Annotated in this window: 20 protein-coding genes and 1 pseudogene; 17 read left to right on the top strand and 4 right to left on the bottom strand. The window is 66.7% G+C overall.

Features of this window, described 5'->3' with window-relative positions; all coding sequences use genetic code 11:
* Positions 1–158 precede the first annotated feature (158 nt).
* The 5 genes and pseudogenes from AzCIB_RS14165 to AzCIB_RS14145 all read left to right on the top strand — a co-directional run bounded on the left by AzCIB_RS14165 (position 159) and on the right by AzCIB_RS14145 (position 4867).
* Positions 159–1886, top strand: a complete 1728-nt coding sequence (locus AzCIB_RS14165; RefSeq protein ID WP_083447025.1) for a 2-oxoacid:acceptor oxidoreductase subunit alpha — start codon at positions 159–161, stop codon at positions 1884–1886.
* A 2-nt stretch (positions 1887–1888) separates the two neighbouring features.
* A complete protein-coding gene (locus tag AzCIB_RS14160) occupies positions 1889–2728 on the top strand; it encodes a 2-oxoacid:ferredoxin oxidoreductase subunit beta (protein WP_050416487.1) in 840 nt (279 codons plus the stop codon).
* A gap of 88 nt (positions 2729–2816) precedes the next feature.
* Positions 2817–2993: pseudogene (locus tag AzCIB_RS14155) on the top strand (YfhL family 4Fe-4S dicluster ferredoxin); the annotation flags it as partial.
* Positions 2994–3239: 246 nt separating this feature from the next.
* Entirely contained in the window at positions 3240–3653 is a 414-nt protein-coding gene (locus AzCIB_RS14150; RefSeq protein ID WP_050416485.1) for a MarR family winged helix-turn-helix transcriptional regulator, read from the top strand.
* Between the two features lie 68 nt (positions 3654–3721).
* The gene (locus AzCIB_RS14145; RefSeq protein ID WP_232299227.1) at positions 3722–4867 is read left to right on the top strand and encodes an MFS transporter; all 1146 of its coding nucleotides are present in this window, start codon (positions 3722–3724) and stop codon (positions 4865–4867) included.
* An 82-nt stretch (positions 4868–4949) separates the two neighbouring features.
* Here the strand turns inward: AzCIB_RS14145 and AzCIB_RS14140 are convergent, their stop codons facing one another.
* From AzCIB_RS14140 to AzCIB_RS14130, 3 genes are read right to left on the bottom strand one after another with little or no spacing between them, the layout of a single operon-like run.
* Entirely contained in the window at positions 4950–6503 is a 1554-nt protein-coding gene (locus AzCIB_RS14140) for a DHA2 family efflux MFS transporter permease subunit (RefSeq protein ID WP_050416483.1), read from the bottom strand.
* A gap of 14 nt (positions 6504–6517) precedes the next feature.
* A complete protein-coding gene (locus AzCIB_RS14135; RefSeq protein WP_050416482.1) occupies positions 6518–7636 on the bottom strand; it encodes an HlyD family secretion protein in 1119 nt (372 codons plus the stop codon).
* 21 nt (positions 7637–7657) lie between these two features.
* Complete coding sequence (locus AzCIB_RS14130; protein ID WP_050416481.1) at positions 7658–9112, bottom strand: efflux transporter outer membrane subunit; 1455 nt, start codon at positions 9110–9112, stop codon at positions 7658–7660.
* Between the two features lie 112 nt (positions 9113–9224).
* On the opposite strand from AzCIB_RS14130, the gene AzCIB_RS14125 reads away from it, so the two are divergent.
* Positions 9225–9842, top strand: coding sequence for a TetR/AcrR family transcriptional regulator (locus AzCIB_RS14125; protein ID WP_050416480.1), 618 nt, complete (start codon positions 9225–9227; stop codon positions 9840–9842).
* A gap of 53 nt (positions 9843–9895) precedes the next feature.
* On the opposite strand, the gene paaX is transcribed toward AzCIB_RS14125, so the two are convergent.
* Entirely contained in the window at positions 9896–10852 is a 957-nt protein-coding gene (gene paaX / locus AzCIB_RS14120; protein WP_050416479.1) for a phenylacetic acid degradation operon negative regulatory protein PaaX, read from the bottom strand.
* A gap of 299 nt (positions 10853–11151) precedes the next feature.
* Between paaX and fdhD the strand changes: the two genes are divergently transcribed.
* The 11 genes from fdhD (at position 11152) to AzCIB_RS14065 (ending at position 24677) form a co-directional block, all read left to right on the top strand.
* Complete coding sequence (gene fdhD / locus AzCIB_RS14115; protein WP_232299226.1) at positions 11152–11949, top strand: formate dehydrogenase accessory sulfurtransferase FdhD; 798 nt, start codon at positions 11152–11154, stop codon at positions 11947–11949.
* 20 nt (positions 11950–11969) lie between these two features.
* The gene (locus AzCIB_RS14110; RefSeq protein ID WP_050416477.1) at positions 11970–14726 is read left to right on the top strand and encodes a molybdopterin-dependent oxidoreductase; all 2757 of its coding nucleotides are present in this window, start codon (positions 11970–11972) and stop codon (positions 14724–14726) included.
* On the top strand, positions 14723–15370 hold the full coding sequence (locus tag AzCIB_RS14105) for a 4Fe-4S dicluster domain-containing protein (protein ID WP_050416476.1): 648 nt from the start codon (positions 14723–14725) through the stop codon (positions 15368–15370). Before AzCIB_RS14110 ends, AzCIB_RS14105 begins: the two co-directional genes overlap by 4 nt.
* Positions 15367–16275 (top strand): DmsC/YnfH family molybdoenzyme membrane anchor subunit, encoded by a 909-nt coding sequence (locus tag AzCIB_RS14100; protein ID WP_050416475.1) that lies wholly within the window; start codon positions 15367–15369, stop codon positions 16273–16275. The genes AzCIB_RS14105 and AzCIB_RS14100 overlap by 4 nt, the downstream gene beginning before the upstream one ends.
* 173 nt (positions 16276–16448) lie before the next feature.
* Positions 16449–17021 carry an NADH-dependent phenylglyoxylate dehydrogenase subunit gamma gene (gene padE / locus AzCIB_RS14095; RefSeq protein WP_050416474.1) on the top strand — a complete coding sequence of 191 codons (573 nt, stop codon included), beginning with the start codon at positions 16449–16451 and terminating at the stop codon, positions 17019–17021.
* On the top strand, positions 17018–17317 hold the full coding sequence (padF, locus tag AzCIB_RS14090) for an NADH-dependent phenylglyoxylate dehydrogenase subunit delta (protein WP_050416473.1): 300 nt from the start codon (positions 17018–17020) through the stop codon (positions 17315–17317). Before padE ends, padF begins: the two co-directional genes overlap by 4 nt.
* Entirely contained in the window at positions 17314–18567 is a 1254-nt protein-coding gene (gene padG, locus AzCIB_RS14085; RefSeq protein ID WP_050416472.1) for an NADH-dependent phenylglyoxylate dehydrogenase subunit alpha, read from the top strand. The genes padF and padG overlap by 4 nt, the downstream gene beginning before the upstream one ends.
* A gap of 7 nt (positions 18568–18574) precedes the next feature.
* The gene (gene padH, locus AzCIB_RS14080) at positions 18575–19843 is read left to right on the top strand and encodes an NADH-dependent phenylglyoxylate dehydrogenase subunit epsilon (RefSeq protein WP_050416471.1); all 1269 of its coding nucleotides are present in this window, start codon (positions 18575–18577) and stop codon (positions 19841–19843) included.
* A 10-nt stretch (positions 19844–19853) separates the two neighbouring features.
* Complete coding sequence (gene padI, locus AzCIB_RS14075) at positions 19854–21182, top strand: NADH-dependent phenylglyoxylate dehydrogenase subunit beta (RefSeq protein WP_050416470.1); 1329 nt, start codon at positions 19854–19856, stop codon at positions 21180–21182.
* Positions 21172–22515 carry a phenylacetate--CoA ligase PaaK gene (paaK, locus tag AzCIB_RS14070; protein WP_050418378.1) on the top strand — a complete coding sequence of 448 codons (1344 nt, stop codon included), beginning with the start codon at positions 21172–21174 and terminating at the stop codon, positions 22513–22515. Before padI ends, paaK begins: the two co-directional genes overlap by 11 nt.
* 77 nt (positions 22516–22592) lie before the next feature.
* Positions 22593–24677, top strand: a complete 2085-nt coding sequence (locus tag AzCIB_RS14065) for a CoA-binding protein (protein WP_050416469.1) — start codon at positions 22593–22595, stop codon at positions 24675–24677.
* Positions 24678–24702: the final 25 nt, after the last annotated feature.

The following is a 24702-nucleotide window of genomic DNA, read 5'->3' as shown; positions in this document are numbered from 1 at the left end:
GAAAAACAAAACGTTGGGTCTCCCAAGTATGCCGTCCAAACGTTGATAAAAATAGTGGAAGACAAACAATTTGACAGGAAACAATGCGATCGGTAAAGTTTGCTCATCGGGGCGCGTGGTCTACGCGCCAGTTCCAGTCGTCGCAGACGGAGGGTCGGATGGGCGGACAGACGGTTTCACTGGTGATGGCAGGCAGCGGCGGGGCGGGGGTGGTGACCGCGGGCAGCCTGCTGCTGGAGGCGGCGGCACGCGCCGGCTGGTACGCGTACATGACGCGCTCGTCGGGCCCGCAGATCCGCGGCGGCGAAGCGGCGGTAATGATCCGGCTCGGCACCGAGCCGATCGCCTCGCATGACGACCGCTTCCACCTGCTGGTCGGCGTCGACTGGCAGAACGTCGGCCGCTTTGCTGCCGAGATCCCGCTAGGGGCCGAGAGCCTGATCATCGGCGATCCGGGCGAAGGCGAGACCCCCGAAGTATTCGTGCGCAGCGGCGCGCAGCAGATCGCGCTGCCGATGAAGGCGCTGGCCAAGACAGTCCCCGACGGGCGCCCCAACATGGTCGCCTTCGGCGCCATCGCGGGCATGATCGGCCTCACCGAAGACGTCGTCCTCGGTGTGCTGCGCGACACCCTGAAGCGCAAGGGCGAGGAGGCGATCGCCGCCAGCATCGCCGCCTTCCGCGCCGGCGTCGAAGCCGCCGCCGACTTCCCCGCGGTACCCAGGCTCCCCGCCGGCACGCCGGCCACCAGCGAGCGCTGGAGCATCACCGGCAACGAAGCCACCGGCATGGGCGCGCTGCGTGGCGGCGTGCGCTTCGTCGCCGCCTACCCGATCACCCCGGCGACCGAAGTGCTCGAATGGCTCGCGCCGGCGCTACCCAAGGTCGGCGGCGTGCTCGTGCAGGCCGAGGACGAACTCGCCTCCATCAACCAGATCATCGGCGGCTCCTACGGCGGCGTGCCCTCGCTCACCGCCACCTCCGGCCCGGGCTTGGCCCTCATGACCGAATCGCTCGGCCTCGCGGTGGCCGCCGAAGTGCCCATCGTCGTCATCGACGTCATGCGCGTCGGCCCCTCGACCGGCATCGCCACGAAATCCGAACAGGCCGACCTCAACATCGCCGTGTACGGCCTGCACGGCGACGCCCCGCACCTCGTGCTCGCCCCCACCTCGGTCGCCGACTGCCTGTTCACCACGCAGTGGGCCGTGCATCTCGCCGAAAGCCTGCAGACCGCCGCGATCGTGCTCACCGACCAGGCGATGGGCCAGGCGCGCGCGGTGATGCCGCGCTCGGCCGCGGTCAGCTTCATCGGCCAGCGCGAGAAACCCGCCGCCCTCGAAGCCGGCGTGCACTACAAACGCTACGCCAACACCGCCTCGGGAGTCTCGCCGATGGCCATCCCCGGCATGGCCGGCTACACCTACACCGCCGACGGCCTCGAACACAACGAAACCGGCACCCCCTCGTCGCAAGCCTCCGACCACCAGGCGCAGCTCGACAAGCGCCTGCGCAAACTCACGGGCTATAACTACGGCGACCACTGGGCCGACATCACCGGCGACGAAGACGCCGACACCGCGATCCTCACCTGGGGGTCGAGCGCCGGCCCCGCGCGCGAAGCGCTCGAGCGCCTGCGCGCCGCCGGCCAGCGCGTAAAACTCATCGCCGTGCGCCTCATCTCCCCGGTGCAGCCCGAGAAATTCGCGAACGCACTAAAGGGTGTCGAACGCGTGCTCGTCGTCGAGCAATCGCACAGCGGGCAGTTCCACCGCTACCTGCGCGCGCAGTACGACCTGCCGCGCCAGGTGAAGGCACTGCATCACCCCGGCCCGCTGGCGGTTCGCCCCGGCGCCATCGTCGAACACATCACCCAGTGGAGCTGAGCATGGACGCCTGTGTACAGCAGCGGGACTACACCGCCAAGGACTACAAGTCGGACGTCAAGCCCATCTGGTGCCCGGGCTGCGGCGACTACTCGGTGCTCGCCGCGATCACGCGCGCGCTCGCCACGCTGCAGCTCGCCCCGGAAAATGTCGCGGTGGTATCGGGCATCGGCTGCTCCTCGCGCATCCCCGCCTACACCAGCGTGTACGGCTTCCACGGCGTGCATGGCCGGGCGCTGCCGGTGGCGACGGGACTGAAGATCGCACGTCCCGACCTCACGGTGCTCGTGACGGGCGGCGACGGCGACGGCTTCTCGATCGGCGGCAACCACTTCCTGCACGCCTGCCGCAGGAACGTAGACCTCACCTACATCGTCATGGACAACCAGGTCTACGGCATGACCAAGGGCCAGGCCTCGCCGACCACCGAGCCGGACTGGGAAGGCAGCAAGCTCACCCCCGACGGCGCGGGTATTGAATCCTTCCATCCGCTGGTCGTGGCACTCGCCGCCGGCGCGAACTTCATCGCGCGCTGCTCGAGCAGCGACCCCAACAACGTCGCCGACATCATCACGCAGGCGATCCGCCACCCGGGCTTCTCGCTGGTGCAGGTGCTCAGCCCGTGCGTGACCTTCCGCCCCGAGCAGCAGGAATGGAAGCACATGGTGCGCACCGCGGTGGTGGATGTGACCGACGATGCCGCCCGCGCCGCGCGGCGGCTCATGACCGACGACGGCTTCAACGTCGGCAAGGTGCTGTACAAGGGCGACCGCCCCGCTTACCAGCCCGAGGCGAAGGGCGCGGCGGCGGTGGCCGATCTGGAAGCCGATTTCGCGCTGTGACGGCGATCAGCGCGGGGTGCGAGCCCATCGGGCGCACCCCCAACCCCATCAGAGACAATCATTTCCAAAACAAAGAGGAGATCGACAAATGGCGCTGCAAATCATCGACGACTGCATCACCTGTGACGTGTGTATTCCTGAATGCCCGAACGAGGCAATTACGGCAGGGGGCGAAATCTTTGTGATCGACGCCGCCAAGTGCACCGAATGCGAAGGCCACTACGACACGCCGCAGTGCAAGGAGGTCTGTCCGGTCGATGCGATCGTGGCGCGGGCAGCCTGAAGCCCCGCGCGTATAGAGCGTACCGCGGAAAATCGAAGGCGCCCTCGGCCGCGCGGAGGTCGAGGGCTCTGCCACAACTATCAACCCGGGGCTGAACACGTGAGATTACCAGCTCCGCAACGATGTCTTTTCGGAAGGATATTCTTCCTGCCTGCCCGATTGACCGATGCGCCGTTCGGTCATATAGTTGCTCTGGTTAACGGTTAATCAAGGCAATCATACGGCCCGATGCAAGGATTCTTCAGGTCTTACCTGTCTGTCTATCGGCCCCTGATTCAGGCGCTGAACCAGCTGCTCCACCCCTACGAGCTGTCCTACTCGTTGTGGCAGGTGATGCTCTATGCGCATGAGCACGAGCACGAGCACGCCTCGCTCGTCGAGATTTCCCAGTACTACGGCATCGAAAAGCCGGGCGTTACCCGCAGGGTGCAGCGTCTGGAGGAACTGGGGTATCTGAGCTGCGTTCCGGGCAACGACCGGCGCGAGAAGTCGCTTGCGCTGACGGAGCAGGGGCAGCGCGTCTATTCCGAGTGCCGCGTGAAGATCACTGCGCTGGAGCAACGCATCACCGCCGGAATCGGCGTCGGTGCGTTGGAACAGACGGTCGCCGTCTTCAGGCAGCTGCTCGGCAATCTCAAATAACAATCCCGATCCTCCCCAACATGAAATCGTCACCGCTGTGGACCCGCGACTTCCTGATCGTCGCGGGCGTGAACTTCTTTCTGGCCCTGGTCTTCTACATGCTGATCGTCGTGGTCGGCGCGTATGCCATCGAGGCATACGGTTCCTCGCTGAGCGAGGCCGGTCTGGTCGCCGGCATCTTCGTCATCGGTACCCTGTCGGGGCGGCTGGTCATCGGCCAGCTCATCGACGTCATCGGCAGGAAGAAAACCCTCATCTTCGGTACGGCGGCTTTTGCGCTCACCACCTGCCTGTATTTCCTGAGCGATTCCGTGTCGACGCTGATCCTGGTGCGCTTCCTGCACGGGGTGGCGTTGGGCGTGGGCAGCACGGCTGCCGGTACTGCGGTGGCGCATATCATCCCGCCGGACCGCAAGGCCGAGGGCATCGGCCACTTCAGCCTCAGCACGACGCTATCGTCGGCGATCGGACCCTTCCTGGGCCTGTGGCTGCTGCAGCACGCGAGCTTCGAGTGGATATTCGCCACCTGCGTGGCCGTGGGGGGCCTCGGCCTGCTGGCGGCGACCTTTCTGCGGGTGCCCGAGCTCGACGCTGCGCACCGGGAAATCCGTGGATTCGAGTTCTCGTTCGGCCGCCTGCTCGAGCGCCGCGCGATTCCGATCGCGGTGGTAACCTTCTTCGCCGGGCTGTGCTATGCGAGCGTGCTGGCCTTCATCAATGTCTACGCGGTCGAACTCGATCTCGTGACGGCGGCGAGCTACTTCTTCATCGTGTATTCGGCGGTGGTGTTGTGCTCTCGCCCGTTGACCGGCCGCCTGTTGGACCGGAAGGGTTCGAACGTCGTTGTCCTGCCGTGCTGCGTGCTCCTCGCGGTCGGCATGGTTCTGCTCGCGAACGTTCACACGGCGGGAATGCTTTTAGCCGCCGCGGCATTGATCGGGCTGGGATTCGGCAATCTGCAGTCGGCGTTCTACGCCGTCGCCGTCAAGCTGGTCACACCGCAGCGCATGGGGCTGGCGACCTCGACTTTCTTCATTTTTCTGGACGCCAGTCTGGGCTTTGGCCCCTATCTCCTTGGCTTCGCCATCTCGCATATCGGCTACCGCAACCTGTATTGGGGGATGGCGGCGCTCGCCATCCTGTGCATGGGCGCGTTCTACCTGCTTCATGGCCGGCATGTGGTACGTTTGCTCGCCTCGGGACCCGCCCATTGAGGCGGATCGTCGGGCCGGCTAGCGATAGACGAGGACCGGGATGCCGCAGTGGGTGAGCACCTTCTGTGTCTCGCTCCCCAGCTCAGTGGCCGCCGGCGCCCGGTTCGACGACCCGGGTGGGCCGGGGCGCGAGCCAGATCACCGAGGCAGCGAGGATGAAGGCGATGCCGATCGCCCACATCACCTGGTTGGTTGCGAGCATCACGCTCTGGCCGGTGACGAGGTAGTCGATTGCCTGGTTGACCGCGTCGGGCGTCATGCCCGATTGATCCAGCATCGTGCGCACGCTTTGGTCGGCGTCGGCCAGCCCCACCAGTTCGGCGTGGTTGCGCGTGATCTGGTTGTCCCAGCTCGTCGTCACGAGCGAGGTCGCGAAGGCGCCCGAGAGCGTGCGCAGGAAGTTCATGATGCCTGCCGCCGAGTCCATCTCCGCCTCGTCGACGCTGGCGAGCGCGAGCCCGGTGGTCGGGATGAAGAAGAAGGGCAGGGCGAAGCCCATCACGATCAGTGGGATCGCGACGTCCCAGAAACCCATGTCGGTCGTCGCGATGGTGCGCCACAGGGTGACGACGCCCATCCAGATCACGCCGGCGAACACGAGCTTGCGCGAATCGACCTTCGTTGCCGCGTGCGCGACGATGGGGGCGACGAAGAAGGCCGTGACGCCGGTCCACGCGGTCGCGAGACCGGCCTGCGTCGCCGTGTAACCCATGAAGTTCTGCAGCCACAACGGGGTCAGCACATTCACGCCGAAGAAGGCGGCAAAGGCCAGGCTGATGGTGAGCACGCTGACCGTGAAGCCGCGGTGGCGGAACACGCGCAGGTCCACCACCGGATGCTCCTCGTGCCATTCCCAGATGATGAACGCGGCGAATCCCACCGTGGCCGTGACGGCCAGGCCGATGATCAGGTTCGACGAGAACCAGTCGAGGTTCTTGCCTTCGTCCAGCATCAGCTGCAGCGACCCGACCCAGATGATCAGCAGCACCAGTCCGACGATATCGATGCCGTTGCGCGACAGGGCGTCGCCGTAGCGCTTGAGCAGCTTCCATGCGAAGAAGGCGCAGCCCAGTGCGATCGGCGCGTTGAGCAGGAACACCCACGACCAGCTGTATTCGTCGCACAGGTATCCGCCGAGGATGGGGCCGACGACCGGGGCGACCAGCGTGGTCATCGACCACAGGCCGATCGCTGCCGCCGACTTCTCCTTCGGGAAGATGCGCATCAGGAGCGTCTGCGACAGCGGCATCAGCGGTCCACCGCACAGACCCTGGAAGACGCGCGCGACGACCAGCACGCCGATCGAGTTCGCCAGTCCGCACACGACCGAGAACACGCCGAACAGGATCATCGAGCCGACGAACACGCGCACCGAGCCGAAGCGCGACGACAGCCACCCCGTCAGCGGCACGGTGATCGCCTCGCCGACCGCGTAGGCGGTGATCACCCACGTCCCCTGGCTGGTGGCCGCGCCGAGCGCGCCGGCGATGTTCGGCACGGCCACGTTGGCGATCGTCATGTTCAGCACGGCGATGAAGTTGGCCGCCGCGAGCATCAGGGCGGCGAACCACAGCTGGCCGCCGGTGAGGGCGGCGGCCTCGCGGGGCAGGCTGGCTGCAGGTGAGGCTTGGCTCATTGGGCGCGCTCCGCTCAGTTCTGCCGCGTGTCGATTTCTGCGTTCATCGAGAGGCCCACCTTGAGCGGATGGCGCTCCAGCTCCTCCGGGTTCAGCTTGATGCGCACCGGCAGGCGCTGCACGACCTTGATCCAGTTGCCGGTCGCGTTCTGCGCCGGGATCGCCGAGAAGGCCGCCCCCGACCCGCCCGAGAAACCCTCGACGGTGCCGCTGTAGCTCACCGAGCTGCCGTAGAGGTCGGCGCGCAGCGTCACCGGCTGGCCGACGCGCACCTTCTCGAGCTGCACCTCCTTGAAGTTGGCGTCGACGTGCATCTCGGCGACCGGCACCACGGCCAGCAGCGGCGCGCCGGCCTGCACGCGCTGGCCCAGCTGCACCTGGCGCTTGGCGACGATGCCGTCCACCGGGGCGCGGATCACCGTGCGTTCGAGGTCGATCGCGGCCTGGTCGCGGCGTGCCCGCGCCAAGGCGATTTCGGGGTTGTCGTCGCCGGTCGTGCCGGCGATCAGCGTGGCATTGGTCTTGCGCGCGCCGTGCGCGGCGTCGAGGTTGGCGCGCGCCTGGGCGGACGCGGCCTGCGCCCCGGTGAGGGCTGCCTGGGCGCCGGCGAAGGCGTTCTGCGCGCGCGTGAGCTCGTCGCCGGACACCGAACCCGATGCGGCGAGCGCCTCGCGGCGCTTCAGGTCGATTCTGGCACGCTCGAAGTCGGCCTCGGCCGATTTCAGCTCTGCGGCGGCCCGTCGCACATCGGCCTCGCGTGCAGTGACCTGCGCGGCGAGGCTGCCGTCCGTGGAGAAGTAGCCTTTCACTCGACGTTCGGCGCGGCCCAGATCGGCTTCGGCCTGAGCGAGCGCGAGGCGGGCGTCGGTCGGGTCGATCCTCACCAGCACGTCGCCCTTCTTCACCGCCTGCGTGTCGGTGACCAGCACTTCGCTGATGGTGCCGCCGACCGAGGGCGTCACCTGCGCGATTTCCACCGCGGCGTAGGCATTGTCGGTGGAAACGAAATGCGAGGCGTGCAGGAACCAGTACGCGGCCGAGGCCGCAGCGGCCAGGCCGACGACGGCAGCGAGGCCGATGAGTTGCGTCTTGCGGCGTTGTTCCTTGGGGGAGGCCATGGTCGTGTCGGACATCGTTCGTTCAATCCTTTTCAATTAGATGGCGTGGTGACGGTAGCCGCCGCCCAGCGCGCGTTTGAGCGCGACATCCACGGCGAAGGCGCGCGACTGGAGGGTGGCGAGGTTGCGCTGGCTGCCGAGCAGGGTGTCTTCCGCGAAGAGCACCTCGAGGTAGTTCGCCAGCCCGCCCGCATAGCGGTCGCTGGCTGCGCGATGGGCCTCGCCCGCGGCCGTTACCGCCTCCTGACCCTTGTTCAGCTGCGCCGTCAGTGCCTTCTGGCTCAGCCCTGCGCTGGCGACTTCCTCCAATGCCCGGGCGACCGTGCGGTTGTAATTCGCGACCGCTTCGTCGTAACCGGCGGCCGCGCCGCGCAGCTCGCCTTGCAGACGCCCGGCGGTGAAGATCGGCAGCGAAATCGCCGGTCCGACGCTGCCGATCGTGGAACCGCCCTGGGTGAGCATGTCGAGCCCGAAGGACTGGACGCCGATGACGGCCGCGAGATTCACGTTCGGATAGAACTCGGCCTTCTTCTGCTCGATGCGGTGCGCCTGCGCCTCGGCGATCAGGCGTGCGGCGACGATGTCGGGGCGCCTGCCCAGCAGATCGGTCGCAAGCTCCGCGGGCAGGCCGAAGTCGTTCGACAGCTGCACGGCGGGGCGCCCGATCGCCAGCCCGCGATCGGGACCGGCGCCGAGCAGCGCTGCGAGGCGGTTGCGCTGCAGGCCGATCTGTTCGTCCAGCGCCAGCAGTTCGCCTTCGACGCCCGCGAGCCGTGCGCGGGCTTCATTCACGCTGCCCGTCGTCTCCAGACCGTTGTCGAAGCGTTCGCTGAACAGCGTCAAAGTCTTGCGCCGGACCTCGACCGACCGCGCCACCGTATCCCGCACCGCGAAGATTCTGGCAAGTTCGGCGTAGTCCGCGGCGACGGCCGCTGCCAGAGACAGGCGCGCCTGCGCGTGTTCGGCGCGGCTGGCGTCCAGCTGCGAGGTCGCGGCAGCGAGTCCCGCACGGTTCTTGCCCCAGAAATCCAGTTCCCAGCGCAGGTCCAGCGTCGCGCGGCCGTAATCGTTCCAGCCGTCGGGCGTCATCGCCTTGGGGGTCAGGTAATTGGAGCTCAGCCGATCGCCGGTCACGGAAACCCCCGCGCTCACCTGTGGCAACAGCGCGGCGCCGGCCACCTGGCCGGCGGCCTCGGCGCGGCGCACGCGAGCGACGGCGGCCTGCATGTCGGGCGAACCGGTGAGCGCCTCGTCGACGAGCGCGTCGAGCTGCGGGTCCTGGTACGCGCTCGACCAGCGGTCGGCAGGCCACGCCAGCGCAGGGGCGTCGAATGCCGCCGCGGTCGCATAGTCGGACGCGGGGCGGGGGAAAAACGTGGAGGACAGCGCAGGAATCTGCGCACACCCGGAAAGGGTGAGCAGGGCGGCCAGCAGCGCAGCGCTGGCGGTCAGTCTCGGCCGGGGGGCAGGGAAGGGGGCGGAGCAATGCATCGGGAGTGTCTCGCTCTAAATCACAACCGTACAGTACGGTACAGGTATGAAGTATAGCAGCGTGGTGCTAAAATCGTACTCAGCGGTTCACTTTTATTTTTGAGGGCGACCCATGAAGACCAAGACCGAGGCAAAGCGCCAGGCCATCCTCGACGAGGCGGCGCAGGCCTTCCGCGAGCTCGGGTTCGAGGGCGCCTCGATGTCGGAGATCTGTGCCCGCGTGGGCGGCTCCAAGGCGACGCTCTACAACTATTTCGCGTCGAAGGACGAGCTGTTTTTCGAGGTGATGACTCACTCGTGCGAGGCCGAGTTCGAAGCCGCCCACCTGTCGATCGATCCGAACACCGACGACATCCGCGAGTCGCTGCGCCACTTCGGCGAGCGTTTTCTAGGCTTTCTCTACTCCCCGGAAGTGCTGGCCAACCGCCACCTGTCGATTGCCGAATCCGGGCGGACCAAGCTCGGGCACCTGATGTACGAACGGGGCGTGCTGCGCAGTCAGAGGTTGATCGCGGATTTCCTCCAGGCGGCGATGGCGCAGGGCAAACTGCACCGCGCCGACCCGATGCTGGCGACGAAGCACTTCTATGCCTTGCTCGAATCCGAGCTGATCGACGGCTTCCTGTTCCAGTTGCCGGGGAGTGTCGGCGAGGAGGAAATCCGCGGTGTGACCGCGCGGGCGCTGGATGTGTTCATGGCGGCCTATGGCCCCTGCGAACGGGGAGTCTGACCGGTTCAAAGGTGCAACGATCCGCCCCCCCCGGGCGTCCCGCCCCGTAGCGCTCAGTTCTCGACCAGTTCCTGCTCGGGAGATTCCGCTTCGAGTCCGCCGAAGCGTTGGTAGTAATAGGCCGCTGCGGCCGGCAACGGCCCGCTGGGTGTTTCGCAGACCGCCATCAGGTGCTGCTGCGCGTGCCGCCAGGTGATGCGGTAGATGTCGCGGGACAATGCACGCGCGGCAGTGCCGCTCCAGTCACGCGGCATCAGTTGCGCGGGCAGCTGCGGGTCGTGCAGCAGCGCCCGGCGGAACTCATGCATCGTCAGCGTCTGGATGAGGAAGCACTGTTCCGGATCGAGGTTGCGCGTGCTGCGTAGCGAGCGCAATACGGGCCGCATACGGTCCGAGAACTCCCGGTAGGTCGCCTCGATCTCGTCGAGATTCCAGCATTCGCGCGCGAGGTCCTGCAGCGGCCGGGTCGATAGCGCGCCGAGCGTCGCCGCCTGCATCGGCACGACCTTGTCCTGCGTGCCGGTGTCCTGGAGGATTTCCGTCAGCGTCGCGGTGTCGGCGGACGGGTGTCCCATCACGCCCGGCGCGATGTTGCCGTAGCCTGCCCACGACAGTTCCTTGCGCAGCGTGTCGCGCTCGGGCGAACCCAGCGTGGAGGGCAGCAGGACCAGTTGCCATTCCCCGTTCCAGCTCTCCTGCGGCGTGTCGTAGATGCGGCGGTAGGCGTGCTCGAAGCGCCGCCTGCCGGAGGCCGTCAGGCTGTAGTAGCTCTTGCGCCCGATCTGTTCCGATTCCAGCCAGTTGTCCTGCGACAAGCGATACACGCTGGTGCGCACCATGCGCTCGTTCAGGCCCAGCGGCTCGACGAGCCGGATGAAGCTGCCGAGCCAGACGGTGCCTCCGTGCGGGGCGATGAAGTCGCCGTACACGGTGATGATCAGGGAGTTCGCGCGCACCCGGTGTTCGGCCAGGTAGTCGCTGATCCACTGTTCCAGGAAACGGCTTTTCATTGTTTTTGCACCGTTATTTCGTATGTCCGCGGGGCGCGAGCGTGATGGGGTCGGTCGATTCTAACGCCATGTCGGAAGCACGGGAAATGAACGCGCGGTGGAGTCCGACGAAAGGCGCGCGGGGCTATTCTGCGTTATTGATGCAAATCAAACAATGAGGAAAAAAGCGATACAGAAAGCTTGACCATACGGCGATCAGTTTGTATCGTGAACGCAAGACGTCGGGGCTTGGACGTCGGTAGCGGCAGGCGACACAAATCCGGTTTGCGAGGTGGACGATGCGGCACGATGCGGTTTCGATGGCGGATGCTCACGGGATGTACGACGTGGACCGGTGGACCGACGGCGCTGCGGTCCGCGCCGAGGACAGCGTGGCCGAGGAAGTGCCGGTCGCACTGGTGTACAACGGGTTCTCGCACGCAGTGATGATGGCCACGCCGCAGGACCTCGAGGACTTCGCCGTCGGTTTCAGTCTGAGCGAGGGCATCGCCGGCAACGTCCGCGAGATCCTCGACATCGAGGTCGTCGAGCACGCGCACGGGACTGAAGTGCAGATGCAGCTGGCGGGCGAGCGCTTCGCTCAGCTACGGGCACGCCGTCGTGCCATGACGGGGCGCACAGGTTGCGGCATCTGCGGCGTCGAAAGCCTCGATCAGCTTGCCTGTCGCCCGATCACCAAGGTCGGCGCCACGGGAATGCTCGATGCGGGCGCCTTGCAGCGCGCCCAGGCCGAGCTCCAGTCGCGCCAGCACCTGTTCGACCTTACGGGCGCCGTGCATGCCGCCGCATGGTGCGGGTTCGACGGTCGTGTCGAGTTCGTGCGCGAGGACGTCGGCCGGCACAACGCGCTCGATAAGCTCATCGGCGCCATCGCGGCGCAGCAGCGTTCCTTCAACGACGGTTTCCTGTTCATGACCAGCCGCGCGAGCTACGAGATCGTGCAGAAGTCGGCGGCGGTCGGCATCGCGGTGGTGGCGGCGGTTTCAGCGCCGACCGGCATGGCGGTGCGCGTCGCGCAGGCCGCCGGCCTGACCCTGATCGGCTTTGCGCGTGGCGAGCGCCACAGCGTCTATTCCCACCCCGAGCGGGTTCACTAAAAAATCAAAACGGGGGAGACATGTCCTCAACTGCCAATCCGCAATCAGTGCGGAAGGTTCCGACCTATTGCTACAACTGCGTGGCCGGACCGGATTTCATGAACGTGAAGGTCGTCGACGGCGTCGCGACCGAGATCGAGCCGAACTTCGCCGCCGAAGACATCCATCCGGCGCGCGGTCGCGTGTGCGTGAAGGCCTACGGCCTGGTGCAGAAGACCTACAACCCGCACCGCGTGCTGCAGCCGATGAAGCGCACCAACCCGAAGAAGGGGCGCAACGAGGATCCGGGCTTCGTGCCGATCTCGTGGGACGAGGCGCTCGACCTGGTCAGCGCGAAGCTGACGTCGGTGCGCGCGAAGGGGCTGGTCGATGACTCCGGTCTGCCGCGAGTCGCTGCGACCTTCGGTCATGGCGGCACGCCCGGCATGTACATGGGCTCGCTGCCGGCCTTCCTCGCCGCGTGGGGACCTATCGACTACAGCTTCGGCTCCGGCCAGGGCGTGAAGTGCGTGCATTCGGAGCACCTCTACGGCGAGTTCTGGCACCGCGGCTTCACGGTTGCCGCCGACACGCCGCTCGCGCGCTACGTGATCTCGATCGGCTCCAACGTCGAAGCCTCGGGCGGCCCCTGTGCGGTGACGCGCCATGCCGACGCGCGAGTGCGCGGCTACAAGCGCGTGCAGGTCGAGCCGCACTTGTCGGTGACGGGTGCCTGTTCGGCGGAATGGGTGCCGATCCGCCCGAAGACGGATCCGGCCTTCATGTTCGCGTTGATCCATGTGCTGGTGTGCGAACAGGGGCTCGACAAGCTGGATGTGGCTTTCCTGCGTGATCGCAGCTCGTCGCCGTACCTGGTCGGACCTGACGGTCTGTACCTGCGCGACGCGGAATCGGGCAAGCCGCTGTTGTGGGATGAACGTAGTGGCCGCGCCGTGCCCTTCGACACGGAAGGCGCAGTGCCGGCAGTGGCGGGACATTTCCGTGTCGAAGGCGCAATCAGCATCGACGCCGACGACGCGCGGCAGCAGTTCGACGTCGCCGAAGGCATCACCGCCTATACGAAGCTCGTCGAACACATGGCGAAATACTCGCCTGAGTGGGCCGAGTCGATCTGCGACGTGTCCGCCGCGACGATCCGCCGTATCGCCAACGAGTACCTGGAAAACGCCTCGATCGGCGAGACGATCGAGATCGACGGGCAGACGCTGCCGCTGCGTCCCGTCGCGGTCACGCTGGGCAAGTCGGTGAACAACGGCTGGGGCGCGTTCGAATGCTGCTGGGCGCGCACGCTGCTTGCGACGCTGGTCGGTGCGCTGGAAAATCCCGGCGGCACGCTGGGCACGACAGTGCGGCTGAACCGCCCGCACGACAACCGCCTGTTGAGCGTGAAAGCCGGTGAAGACGGCTTCATGGCGCAGTACTTCAACCCGACCGACAAGGAACACTGGGTCGCGAAGCCTACCGGGCGCAACATCCACCGCACGCTGGTGCCCATCGTCGGCAACACCGCGTGGAGTCAGGCGCTCGGCCCGACGCAGCTCGCGTGGATGTTCCAGCGCGAAGTGCCGTCGGACTGGAACATGCCCCTGCCGACGCTGCCGGACGTGTGGTTCATCTACCGCACCAATCCGGCGATCTCGTTCTGGGACACGCGCACGCTGGTCGAGGAGATCGCGAAGTTCCCCTTCACGGTGTCCTTCGCCTACACGTTGGACGAGACCAACTGGATGGCCGACCTGCTGCTGCCCGAGGCGACCGACCTCGAATCGCTGCAGATGATCAAGGTCGGCGGCACCAAGTTCGTCGAGCAGTTCTGGGAGCACCGCGGCGTCGTGCTGCGCCAGCCGGCGGTCGAACCGCAGGGCGACACGCGCGACTTCACCTGGATCAGCACCCAGCTCGCCAAGCGCACGGGCCTGCTGGAGGCGTACAACAATGCGCTGAATCGCGGCGCAGGCGGCGGTGCCCCCTTGAAGGCGGAGAACTACGACTACAGCCTCGACGCGAGCAAGGAGCACGGCGTTGAGGAGATCTGGGACGCCGTGTGCCGCGCGTCGAGCGCGAGCCTCAGCGAAGGACGCGAGGTGCATGACCTCGAATGGTTCAAGGAGCACGGTTTCTACACCGTGCCGATGTCCAAGACCGAGTGGTACCTGAGCCCCACGCTGGAAAAGCAAGGCCTGCGCTACGAGATGCCCTACCAGGAGCGCCTGCTGCGCATCGGCCGCGAGCTCGGCAACCGCCTGCACGAGCACAAGATGCACTGGTGGGACGAGCAGCTCTCCGAATACGCCGCGCTGCCCGAGTGGCACGACGTGCCGGGCCGCTGGACGCAGCAGATCGCCAACGCCGGCGGCAAGCCGGAGGACTTCCCGCTGTGGCTGCTGGCGACCAAGAGCATGCAGTACCACACCGGTGGCAATGCCAGCATCGCGCTGATGCGCGAGGTCTCGCAGAACGTGCGCGGCCACACCGGCGTGATCATGAACGCCAAGACCGCGAAGAGTCTGGGCATCGCCGACGGTGATCGTATCGAGGTGCGCTCGCACATCGGCGCGACTTACGGCGATGCGGTGCTCGCACAGGGTGTGCGACCCGATACGCTGGTGATCCTCGGCCAGTTCGACCACTGGGCGACCCCGCTCGCCAAGGATTTCGGCATGCCCAGCCTGAACACCATCGCGCCGATGTCGATGGAACTGACGGACGCGACGGGCTCGGGCTCGGACATCGTGCGTGTCGCGGTGCGCAAGGTCGAACGCAAGGAGGCTGTATGACCCGCTACGTGATGGCCATCGACCTGCGCCGCTGCGTGGGCTGCCAGACCTGTACCGCCGCGTGCAAGAACGCCAACGCGACCCCGCCGGGCGTGCAGTGGCGCCGCGTGCTGGACCTCGAGACGGGCGAATTCCCGGACGTGCGCCGCAGCTTTGTGCCGGTGTCGTGCATGCACTGCGACGAGCCACCATGCGAGGAGGTGTGCCCGACCAAGGCCACGACCAAGCGCCCCGACGGCCTCGTCGCCATCGACTACGACACCTGTATCGGTTGTGCGAACTGCGTGATGGCCTGTCCCTACGAAGCGCGCTCGATCGTGCATGAGGCGACGTTCGCCTATGGCGACAAGCCGATCAAGTCCGAGGAAGTGCGCTTCGACCCGGCGCGCATCGGCGTGTCGATGAAATGCACCTTCTGCATCGACCGCATCGACCTCGCGGCGAAGACCGGTCAGGTGCCGGGGCGCGATCCGGACGTGACGCCCGCCTGCGTCAATTCCTGCATCTCCGGCGCGATGGTCTTCGGCGACCTCGACGACCCGGAAAGCAAGGTCAGCCGCCTGATCGCCGAGACGCAGCACTTCCGCATGCACGAGGAACTCGGCACCGGGCCGGGCGTGTATTACATCTGGGACAAAAAATGAAAGCCGCGAAAATCCGATCCGGCGACCGCTTCTCGCCCCACCAGCAGCACAACTGGGACTGGCGCGCGGCGTCGAACTTCATCGCTGGCGGCACGGGTGGCGGGCTCCTCGCCTTTGCGGCCGTTGCCAGCCTGTGGGGCACGGACGTGCGCGCACTGCTCGTCGCCGGCATGGCGCTGATCGGCATCGGGCTCACCTGCGTGTGGTTCGAGATCGGCAAGCCGTGGCGTGCGCTCAACGTGTATCGGCACCTCGCAACCTCGTGGATGACGCGCGAGGCGGCCGTGGCACCCTTCGTGTTCGGCTCCGGCGTGCTGGCGCTGGCGACGGGGCAAAGCCTGTTCGTCCTGCTCACCGGCATCTTCGGTGCGTGCTTCGTCTATGCGCAGGCGCGCATCCTCGCGGCAGACAAGGGCATCCCCGCCTGGCGCCACCCGCGCTGCATGCCGCTCGTGGCGGCGACCGGGTTTGCCGAAGGCGCGAGCCTGCTGGCGGTCGCGGCGCCCTTCGTGATTCCGCAGGTCGCCGGGCAGATCGCGGTGGCGACGGGCGTGCTGGTGCTGCTCCTCGCCCGTGTGCTGCTGTGGCGCAACTACCTGCATAGCCTGCGCAGCGGCGGCGCCCCGGAAGGCAGCCTGCGCGCGCTGTCCGCAATCGACGGGCCGTTCCTGAAGTACGGCAACGTGCTGCCGGCCGTCCTGCTGCTGGTCGGCGTGGTCGGTGCGCCGCTGGCGAGTCCGGCCTTGATCCTTGCCGGTCTGGTCGCGGTCGCCGGAGGCTGGTGGTTCAAGTACACGCTGGTGCGCCGCGCCGCCTTCACGCAGGGTTTCGCGATTCCGCACCTGCCGGTGCGCGGTCGCGGCCCGGCCGGTCCGGCGGTGAAACCCGGTTGGGGGGGAGCGTAGGCACGAAGGTAGGGCGGGAGGAGCCGAAGGCGGATCCCGCCGAATGGTGGTCGAGTCGGGAACGGTCGATTGGCGGGATGCGCTTCGCTTCTCCCGTCCTACGTGAAGTTCGCGGCACAAATGACAACGCGGGGTCGACGAGCCCCGCACCCTGCAACGCAGGAGGAGACAAGATGTACGAAGTGAGATTCCATGGCCGGGGTGGCCAGGGTTCGGTGATGGCGTCCGGCATGCTTGCCGCGGCGATGGTCGAGGAGGGCAAGTACGCGGTATCGATCCCGTCTTTCGGGTTCGAGCGCCGCGGCGCGCCGGTGGTGTCCTTCCTGCGCATGAGTGAGCGCGAGATCCGTCAGCTCACGAACATCTATCAGCCCGACTGCATTCTGTGCGTCGATCCCACGCTGATGAAAACGGTCGATATTTTCGCCGGCATGAAAGCGGGCGGCACCTTGGTTCAGGCGACTCACCGGCCGCTCGCGGAGCTCACGCTACCCGACTGCGTCAGTACGGTCGGCCTGCTCGACGCGGTGCGCATCGCCCTCGAGATCTTCAAGCGCCCGATCACCAACACGCTGATGCTCGGCGCCTTCGCACGCACCACCGGTGTCGTGTCGCTCGACTCGCTCAAGCGCGCGCTCGAGGACTCCGATTTCCGCGATGCCGGCCTCGCGCAGAACATGACGGCGCTTGAACGCGGCTACGCCGAGACCGTCGTGCACCAGATCGAAAGGAGGGCCGCGGCATGAGCCGGCACCACAGTTATCCACTCTTCAACCTCGAACAGGCCGGGGTCCCCGACGACCTCTGTCCGGTCGCCACCGTCGTCAGCCCTATGCTGCCGGGCGACTGGCGCAACATGCGGCCGGTGGTGAACCGCGACAAATGCGTGAAGTGCGCGGTGTGCTGGCTGTACTGCCCGGTGCAGTGCGTCGAGGAGCACGCCGCGTGGTTCGACTTCAACCTCAAGACCTGCAAGGGCTGTGGCATCTGCGCCAACGAGTGCCCGCAGCGGGCGATCACCATGGTGGGGGAAACCCAATGACGACAGCCACGCTGGAGAAAGCTGCGGTCGCCGAGGCGCCGCGCAAGCAGAAGGTGATCCTCGCCGAAGGCAACGAGGCCGCCGCGCTGGGCGTCGCACTTGCGCGCCCCGACATGGTGTCGGTGTACCCGATCACGCCGCAGTCCTCGCTCGTCGAGCACCTCGCGAAGCTGATCGCCGATGGCCGCATGGACGCGGACATCGTCGATGCCGAGGGCGAACACTCGGTGCTCTCCGTGCTGCAGGGCGGGGCGCTCGCCGGCGCACGCACCTACACCGCGACCTGCGGCCCCGGCCTCGCCTTCATGTTCGAGCCGTACTTCCGCACTCCGGGCATGCGCCTGCCGATCGTGCTGACCATCGTCACCCGCGACGGCATCACCCCGCAGTGTGTGTGGGGCGGCCACCAGGACGCGATGACCGTGCGCGAGGCGGGCTGGATCCAGGTGTATTGCGAGAACGTGCAGGAAGTGCTCGACACCACCGTGATGGCCTTCAAGATCGCCGAGCACCACGACGTGATGCTGCCGGTGAACGTCTGCCTCGACGGCAACTACCTTTCCTACGGCGCCTCGCGCGTCGAGCTGCCCGACCAGGCCGACGTCGATGAATTCATGGGCGAGAAGGATGTGAACTGGCACGTCGCGCTCGACCCGCTGCGCCCCATGGCAGTCGATCCGCTCACCGGCGGCACCACCGGCAAGGGCCCGCAGACCTTCGTGCGCTACCGCAAGGGCCAGTGCCGCGGCATGCAGAACGCGCTCTCCGTGATCGAGGAAGTGCACGCGGACTGGGCAAAGCGCATCGGCCGCAGCTTCGCGCCGCTTGTCGAGGAGTACAGGCTCGACGATGCCGACTTCGCGATCATGACGCTTGGCAGCATGACCGGCGCTGCCAAGGACGCCATCGACGAGGCGCGCGACGCCGGCAAGAAGGTCGGCCTCATCAAGATCAAGACCTTCAGCCCGTTCCCGGTCGAGGCGCTGAAGAAGGCGCTCGCCAAGGTGCGCGCACTGGGCGTCATCGACCGCTCCGTGGCGTTCCGCTGGAACTGCGGGCCGATGTACCAGGAGACGCTGGGCGTGCTGTACCGCCTCGGCCGCCATATCCCGTCGATGAGCTTCATTGGCGGATTGGCCGGTGCCGACATCACGATCCCGCACGTGCATCGCGTGATCGCCGAGACCGAGGCGCTCCTGAACGGCGCCACTGCGCCCATCGAGCCGGTGTGGCTCAACGAAAAGGATTGAGGCGAGCATGGACCGAGCCATCGAACACACCAAGTACCTCATCGCCGGCAGCAGCCACGCGGCGCTCGAGGCGATCAACGCGATTCGCATGCACGACCCGGAAGGCAGCCTGACGGTCGTCACGCGCGATTCGCACCTGCCGTACTCGCCCACCGTGCTGCCCTACGTCGTGTCCGGCAAATCCGCGCCCGCACGCATCTTCCTGCGCGACGAGGACTTCTTCGCGCGCAACAAGGTGAGCTACCGGCCGGAGTCGGCGCTGAAAATCCTGCACGCGGACCAGAACACCGCCGAGCTCGCGGACGGATCGACCATCGTCTACGAGAAGTTGCTCCTCGCGACCGGCGCCTCGCCCGCGATCCCGCCGATCCCCGGCATCGACACCGTCTCCTACCATGTGCTGCGCACCCTCGACGACGCGCTGAAACTGCGCGGCGCGATCGCCGCGTCGAAGCAGGCCGTCGTTCTCGGTGCGGGCCTCGTCGGCATGCACGCTGCCGAGAACCTCGTGAAGGCCGGCGCCAGCGTCACCATCGTCGAGATGAGCGATCAGCTCACCTCGGGCTACTTCGACAAGGTCGCCGCCGACATGATCGAGCAGGCCTTCCGCGACGCCGGCGCGAAGATCATGACCGGCAACCGCGTCGTGCGCCTCGAACCCACCGCGGCGGGCGCGACCCTCACGCTGGAAAACGGCACGACGCTGGACGCCGACCTGCTGCTCGTCGCGACCGGGGTGAAACCCGAGATGGCCTACCTCAACGGCTCCGGCATCGAGCACCAGCAAGGCATCGTCGTCGACGACCGCATGCAGACCACGGTCGCCAACGTCTGGGCAGCGGGCGATTGCGCGCAGGCGCGCGGCTTCTTCACCGGCACCCCGGTGATGAACGCGATCCTCCCCGACGCGACGATCCAGGGCCGCGTCGCCGGCATGGCGATGGCGGGCGACCCCGGCATCCAGGACTACGCGGGCGGCGTGCCGCTCAATACCTACCACTTCTTCGGCCGCCACGCGATCTCGGTCGGCTCGAGCAAGGTGCCGGAAGGCGGCGATGTCGTCACGCGCTTCGACGAGCGGACCGGGCACTACCTCAAGGCGATCTTCGCCGCCGACGGCTGCCTCAGCGGCATCTTCGGCGTGAATGAATTCTTCGACGGCGGCGTGATGGCGCAGCTGATCCTGCGCCGCATCGACCTCACGCCGCTGCGCGAGCGCTTCGTCGCGAACCCGCTTGCGGTCGGCCGCGAAATCATGTCGCAGACCTGGCGCTAAGGAGCAATCAATGGGACGAGCTTACAGCACGATCGCCTTCGACCCCGCCAAGTGCGACGGTTGCGGCGATTGCATGACGGCCTGCGCGCAGGCCAAGACCGGCACGGACGATGTCGCGCGTTCGCGCATCCAGATCTACGGCCGGGAGAAGGATTTCGAACTCGCACTGTGCCGCCAGTGCGCCGATCCGAAGTGCGTCACGGTGTGCCCGGCGGGCGCCCTGAACAAGGACGGCACCACCGGCGTGATCGGCTGGGACGCGAGCAAGTGCGTCGATTGCCTCTTGTGCACGGTCGGGTGTGCCTACGCCGGCATCGCGCTGGACGAAACCGCCGGTCACGTCTCGAAGTGTGACACCTGCGACGGCAACCCGGCCTGCGTGCCGGCCTGTCCGCACGGCGCGCTGAAGTACATCACCACCGCCAATATCTACAACGAAGTCGGCGACTGGGAAGACCTCTTCGCGCCGGGCCTCGCGGGCTGCCAGGGCTGCAACACGGAACTGCTGATGCGCCACACTCTGCGCCGCGTCGGCCCCGACACGGTGCTCGCCACCCCCCCGGGCTGCGTGCCGGGCATGGGTTCGGTCGGCTTCAATGGCACGACCGGCACCAAGATCCCGGTCTTCCACCCGCTGCTGACCAACACCGCGGCGATGCTCGCCGGCATCAAGCGCCAGTACAAGCGCGTCGGCCGCGAGGTGCAGGCGCTGGCGATCGCCGGTGACGGCGGGGCCTCGGACGTCGGCTTTCAGTCGCTCTCGGGCGCCGCCGAGCGCGGCGAGCAGATGCTCTTCATGGTGGTCGACAACGAAGGCTACATGAACACCGGCATGCAGCGTTCGAGCTGCACGCCTTACGGCGCCTGGACCTCGACGACGCCCGTGGGAGAAACGTCACGCGGTAAGACGCAGGACGCGAAGAACCTCCCGCTGATCATGGTGAACCACCGCTGCGCCTACGTCGCGACGGCCTCCACGGCGTACATGGAGGACCTGTACGAGAAGCTCGACAAGGCCATCCTCGCCTCGAAGACCGGCTTCGCCTACCTGCATGTGTATTCGCCCTGCACGACCGGCTGGCGCTTCCCGTCGAACCTCAACATGGAAGTCGCGCGCAAGGCGGTCGAGACCAACTTCGTGATGCTTTGGGAGTACACCCCGCAGGAGGGCCTGCACTTCACCAAGTCGGTCGATAACCCGCTGCCGGTCACCGAGTACCTCAAGGCGATGGGCCGCTTCCGACACCTGGAGCCGGAGCAGGTCGAGCACATCCAGAAGAAAGTCGTGGAAAACCAGAAATTCGTGGAACGTATGACGGAGCATGCACATGTCGGCTAGGGATGGTTTCGCAGCACCGAAGGGGGCAGCACCGGGAACACTCGATCCGATCGAGACGGCAAGTCGCGACGAGCTCGCCGCGCTACAGCTCGAACGGCTCAAATGGAGCCTGCAGCACGCCTACGACAACGTCGCGCATTACAAGCAGGCCTTCGACGCGGCGGGCGTGCATCCGTCGGACCTCAAGCAGCTGTCCGACCTCTCGCGCTTCCCCTTCACGACCAAGAAGGAGCTGCGCGAAAACTATCCCTACGGGCTGTTCGCGGTGCCGATGCGTGACATCGTTCGCGTGCATGCCTCGTCCGGAACCACCGGTCTGCCGACCGTCGTCGGCTACACGAAGAACGACATCGCGATGTGGGGCTCGGTCGTCGCGCGTTCCCTGCGCGCGGCGGGCGGCACCCCCGACGATATCATCCTCAACTCCTACGGCTATGGCCTCTTCACCGGCGGCCTAGGTGCCCACTATGGGGGCGAGGCCTTGGGCGCGACCGTAATCCCGATGGGCGGGGGCAACACCGAGAAGCAGATCCAGCTGATCCGCGAGTTCAAACCGACCATGATGATGGCCACGCCGTCCTACATGCTCACGGTCGCCGACGGCCTGCAGGAGCAGGGCATAGATCCCGCCTCGACGACGCTGCGCATCGGCGTGTTCGGCGCCGAGCCCTGGACCAACGAGATGCGCCGCGAGATAGAAACGCGCCTCGGCATCGACGCGATCGACATCTACGGCCTCTCCGAAGTGATCGGGCCGGGGGTCGCCTGCGAATGCATCGAGACCAAGGACGGCCCGCACATCTGGGAAGACCACTTCTACCCCGAGATCATCGACCCCGTCACCGGCGAAGTCCTGCCGGACGGCACGCCGGGCGAGCTCGTGTTCACCTCGCTGTCGAAGGAAGCGCTGCCCATCATCCGCTATCGCACGCGTGACCTCACGATGCTGCTGCCGGGTACCGCGCGCACCATGCGCCGCATGGGCAAGATCACCGGCCGCAGCGACGACATGCTGATCATTCGCGGCGTGAACGTCTTCCCGACGCAAATCGAGGAAATCATCCTGCGTCACGACAGCCTGTGCGGCCACTACCAGCTGCAGATCACACGGCCGGGCCACATGGACGAGCTGACCGTGCTCGCCGAAGTGCGCCACGACCTGTCCGACGGGCTCAACGATGCGCAGCGCTCGAAGATCGCCGCTGAAGTCCGGCACGAGATCAAGAGCCGCGTGGGGGTGAGCGCGGACGTCCATATCGTCGAGACGGGCCGCATCGAGCGCACTCAGGTCGGCAAGGCCAAGCGCGTGATCGACAAGCGGCCGAAGAGCTGACGCGACGTTTCACGAAGGCCAAGGGAAACATCACAAGCACTGCCACCACACAAGAGTGGCGAAACGGAGACACGATAGTGAATGATCGGACGACCATCAGTCCGGGCGCGGCGCTGAATGCCGCAACCGGCGAGCTGTTCAGGCAGGCGGCAGGCGAGGGGCGCGACGCGCTGAACGGGGACGAGCTGCAGCGCTTCGTCGCAAGCTTCGGCGCGGCGCTCGCCGAAGGCGTGCCCGGCGGCGTGGACCTGCGCATCGCGCTGGAGAACACGCGCGAATTCGGCATGGTGCTCACGGCTGGCCAAGGCGGGCTCGACGGCGCGCTCGACCGCGCGAACTTCCGCAAAGACCGCGCCGCGGTGTCCGCCTCGGTCGAACTGACTGATGCCGCCGACTTCATGCGCCTGTTCCGTCGCACCGTCGCCTACCAGAAGATGGCCGCCCTCGCGCAGCGCGACGGCCGCCGTGCGCCCGATCCCGTGCTCGAATTCTGCTTCGGCCTGATGCTGGGCCTCGGCCGCGAATACTCGGCTGCGAACCCGCAGCCCGCATTCGTGATCCGGCAGCTCGAACTCGACCAGGTGCAGTTCGCGAAGAAGCCCACCGTCGGTGTCGCACGCGTCGAATTCGGCCAGCCTGTTGCAGGCCGCCTGCCGCGCCCCGCGCACAAGATCGACAAGCTGATTCATCCCCAGTCGATCGGTCTCATCGGCGTGTCTGCGACTAGCATGAACTTCGGCCGCATCATCCTGAAGAACCTGATGGGCAGTGGCTATTCGAAGGACAAGCTGACCATCATCCGTCCCGGCGAGGCCGAGATCGACGGCGTGCGCTGTGTGGAGAGCCTGCGCGCCTTGCCCGGGAAACTGGACCTCCTGATCGTCGCCGTGCCCTCCGACGCGGTGTACGAACTCGTCGACGAGATCATCGAAACCGACGCCGTCGAGTCCGTGATGCTGATCCCCGGCGGCCTCGGCGAAACGGCGAAGAGCCGCGAACCGGCCGCCGCGCTCGCCGCGAAGATCAACGCTGCCCACGGCAATCCAGGCGGCGGCCCGGTCTTCCTCGGCGCGAACTGCCTCGGCGTCGTCTCGCATCCGGGCGACTACGACTCCTGGTTCATTCCGCTCGAGCGCCTGCCCAAGCCGCAGAAGAAGGCGCAGCGCAACTCGGTGATGCTGAGCCAGTCCGGCGCCTTCATGATTACGCGCATCTCGCAGAACCCGTGGCTGGACCCGGCCTACATGCTCGCGCTCGGCAACCAGACCGACCTCACGCACGGCGACATGCTCGGTTTCTTCGCCGACCGCCCCGAGATCGACACCCTGGGCATCTACATCGAAGGGTTCAAGGACGGCGACGGCCTCGACTTCGCCCGCGCCGTGCGCAAGGCGGTGCTCAACGGCAAGCAGGTCGTCGTGTACAAGTCCGGCCGCAGCGAAGCGGGGGCGGGCGGCGTGATGGGCCACACCGCGTCGATCGCCGGTGACCCGGTTCTCTTCGAAGCGGTGCTGCGCCAGGCCGGCGCGATCGTCGCCGAAGACTTCAACACCTTCGACGACCTCTTCTACATCGCCGGCGCGCTGCACGGCAAGAAGGTCGGCAAGCGCATCGGTGCGATCAGCGGCGCCGGTTTCGAGGCCGTCGGCATGGCCGACTCCATCGCGACCGAAACCTCCTCGTTGGAGATGGGCGCGCTCGAAACCGCGACGGTCGAACGCGTGCAAGCTATCCTCGCCGCCAAGCGCCTCGACGCGCTGGTCGAGGTACGCAACCCCATCGACATCAACCCGGGCGCCGACGACGACGCCCACCTGCAGATCACCGAAGCCTTCCTCGACGACCCCAACATCGACGCCGTCGTCGTCGGCCTCGACCCGACCGCGCCGTCGATCCGTGGTCTGGAGACGAGCAAGCTGCGCCCCGGCTACGACCTGTCGGACCCGAAGGGCACCGTGCACATCTACCCGCCGCTCGCCGCGAAGAGCGACAAGCCGGTCATCGGCATCGTCGACGGCGGCTCGCTCTACGACGCGATGGCTGCGAAGCTGATGGACCAGGGCGTGTGCGTGTTCCGCAACTGTGGTCGCGGCACGCGGGCGCTCGCCCGCTACGTCGAGGCCCGCCTGGAAGCCGACGCGATCCGCGAACGCAACAAGTAATCCGAACCACGACGAACCCGGCGCC

Origin of the sequence: Azoarcus sp. CIB (genome assembly GCF_001190925.1) — a bacterium.
Taxonomy (GTDB): Bacteria; Pseudomonadota; Gammaproteobacteria; order Burkholderiales; family Rhodocyclaceae; genus Aromatoleum.
The sequence above is the reverse complement of the archived record's forward strand: the minus strand, read 5'-3'. Positions and strand labels throughout refer to the sequence as shown.